At 64.3% G+C, this 2,537-nt stretch carries 1 protein-coding gene; it reads right to left on the bottom strand.

Translation table 11 applies throughout. The annotated features are described in order from the left end of the window. Nucleotides 1-102: 102 nt before the first annotated feature. Complete coding sequence (gene ltrA / locus IH26_RS0152245; RefSeq protein WP_030443770.1) at nt 103-1,857, bottom strand: group II intron reverse transcriptase/maturase; 1,755 nt, start codon at nt 1,855-1,857, stop codon at nt 103-105. Nucleotides 1,858-2,537 lie beyond the last annotated feature (680 nt).

Here is a 2,537-nt window from a genome sequence, read left to right as displayed (position 1 = left end):
ACGCAGTCGGGTAGCGACGGCGCATTGCTGCGCCGCCGCCCCCTCAGAACCGTGCGTGCAACTCGTCGCGGCACACGGCTCAAGCAAGCCACTCGGGCGATTTCAGGAGTACAGGGGTGCTGGTTCCTGCCGTGTGCCGGTGGTGCGGCGGTGGCAGGAGGAGTGAACGAGTCGGGTTTCGTCCGGTAGGCCAGGCCCGTGGACGACCAGGATTTGCCTGGTGATCGCCCTGCGGGTGGTGCGGTGCCACTGTTCCCATTCGTGTGGGCTTTGTGGCTCGCGGTCGGCGTGCAGGAGCAGTTGCCCGCAGATCGGGCAGGACCCGTGCTGCCTGCGTAGCAGGTGCATAGTTCTGCGGTCGAGCGGTGGTTTGCTCTTGGCGCGCCGGTTGGCCCAGTAGTCGGCTTGGGCGGGGTTGTCCGGGGACGCGTCCCCGCGTACCAAGCCGTGCCGGACGATTTTCGTCCAGGCGAACTTGGGTAGGTAGGCGCCGCTGGTGCGGTCGCCGAACACCCAGCGGTCCTGCCTGGCCGGGTTGTACCGGCCGAAGTACCGGTTGATGATCCAGCGTTTCGGCTTGTGGGGATGGTGGTGGCAGGCCCACTTGTAGGCCAGCCGCCACAGGTGCACGTCCAGCGCGGCGAACACGATGGACGATGCCACCCCCTGGTAGTAGTTCGCCCATCCCCGCACGATCGGGTTGATCTTCGCGAGGACTGCTGCCGGGTTCGTGCCCCGCAGGGCACGGAACTCGACGGCGAGGCGATGCCTGACTCGATTGACGGCGGCCTTGCTGGGTTTGATGATCAGCTTGCCGTTGCGCCGGCGGGCGGTGAATCCGAGGAAGTCGAACCCGTCGTCGAGGTGGACGATGCGCGTCTTGTCCTCGTTGAAGGTCAGCCCTCTCGGTGCCAGCCAGGCGGCGAGCTGCGCTTTGACCTGTTCGGCCTGTTGCTTGGTGTAGCAGAGGGCGACCATGTCGTCGGCGTATCTGATCAGCGAGGGGGAGCCACGTTTGGTCCGCTGCGGATCGCTGCGTTCGTGTCGGACTCCTGCCGCCTCTTCCAGCCCATGCAATGCGACATTCAGTAATAATGGACTGATCACACCGCCTTGCGGGGTTCCCGCGTCGGTCGGGGCGAATCCTTTGCCGGGTTCGAACACGCCCGCCTTCAACCATTCCCGGATTTTCGTCCGGCCGGGGAATGCCCCGATGGTGGTGAGGAGATGGTCGTGGTCGATCCGGTCGAATGCCGCGGTGAGGTCCGCGTCCAGCACCCACAACCGTTGCGCGGTCGCGCCGCACGAGGTCCGGTGGATGACCGAGATCGCGTCCTGGCAGCTACGGCCCGGCCTGAACCCGTAACTCTTGGGTTCGAACCGGGCCTCCCACTCGGGCTCCAGCGCGTTACGGTGCCGCGCCTGGTGGACGCGATCCGAGATGACGGGAATACCGAGCGGGCGCTGTTTCCCATTGGCTTTCGGTATATACACTCTTTTGACGGCGAATGGGGTGAATGACTGGGCGGTGCGATGGGTCTGCATTGCCAGGTTCATCCGTGTCGGGCCGGTCAACGCGACCTTCCCGTCAATGCCCGCCGTCGTTCGGCCAGCGTTGCGCTGCGTGACTTGGCGCACGCTTGTCAGCGTGTTTGACCAGCTCCGCAGCATCATTTTCTGCAGGTTCCTGACTTTGGGCCAGTCACCTTCCGTCGTCGCCTTGAAGATCCTGCCCCGTAGCCGCCGTACGTTCTCCTCATGGCGCCGCCAGGCGACGTCGTCCCATTGCGGAGTGTCGTCCTCCGGTCCGTTCACTCCGAGGGCCGCCATCGCAACATCGAAAGCAAAAGCCGTCATCGCGTCTAACTTGTCCTTCGGTTCGGGTGGTTCCGGCGCTTTCTCGTCAAAGGCTCACCCGCCTCACGTCAGCCTGCTTGCGCAGCCGGGCACCAGGCCCGGTATCCGGCCAGTTATACGACAGCGACCGGTCGGAGGGACCGGTTGTCGCGCCGCCGACTTCCTGCTGCCTTTCAGCTACCGGCGTTCGCTTCTTGGGCGTCCTGTTCCCGCACGGAATTCAGCTCTCCTCGCGGTCGGCCTACCGCAGAAAAACTGCGGACCGTAACGGGGTTTCCACGTTCCACACGCGTGAGACACGGCCGGGTCGGGTGCCCTCTTAACCCCGGGAGCGACGGTATCCACACGACCGTCGAAGAGTCCTCGGTCGCCGTCTGCCGACTTCCAGCGGCCAGCTCCTTTGTCTCCCCGGCACTGCTAATCCGACCCGGAGAGTTGCCGTTACGAGGCATCAACGAGGGTTCACCATATTCACCCTTTCGGCCTTTCCCTCACCTGTAACACCCAGTCGGAATGGATGCCCTTGGGCTTTTCCCTGAGCTTCGCACCCGGCAATTACTCGCCACGCACGTCAGGGCGGGAACCGGTCTCGGATACTGACCGGGAGCTACGTCTCGGGCATCAAACCCGACCTCCAATCAACGTACTCACTCACTACGTGCGACCTCATGTCGCACCTC

This window comes from Actinoplanes subtropicus, assembly GCF_000721705.1.
Taxonomy (GTDB): domain Bacteria; phylum Actinomycetota; class Actinomycetes; order Mycobacteriales; family Micromonosporaceae; genus Actinoplanes; species Actinoplanes subtropicus.
Note: the sequence above shows the minus strand (reverse complement) of the source record. Positions and strands in the feature narration are given on the sequence as shown.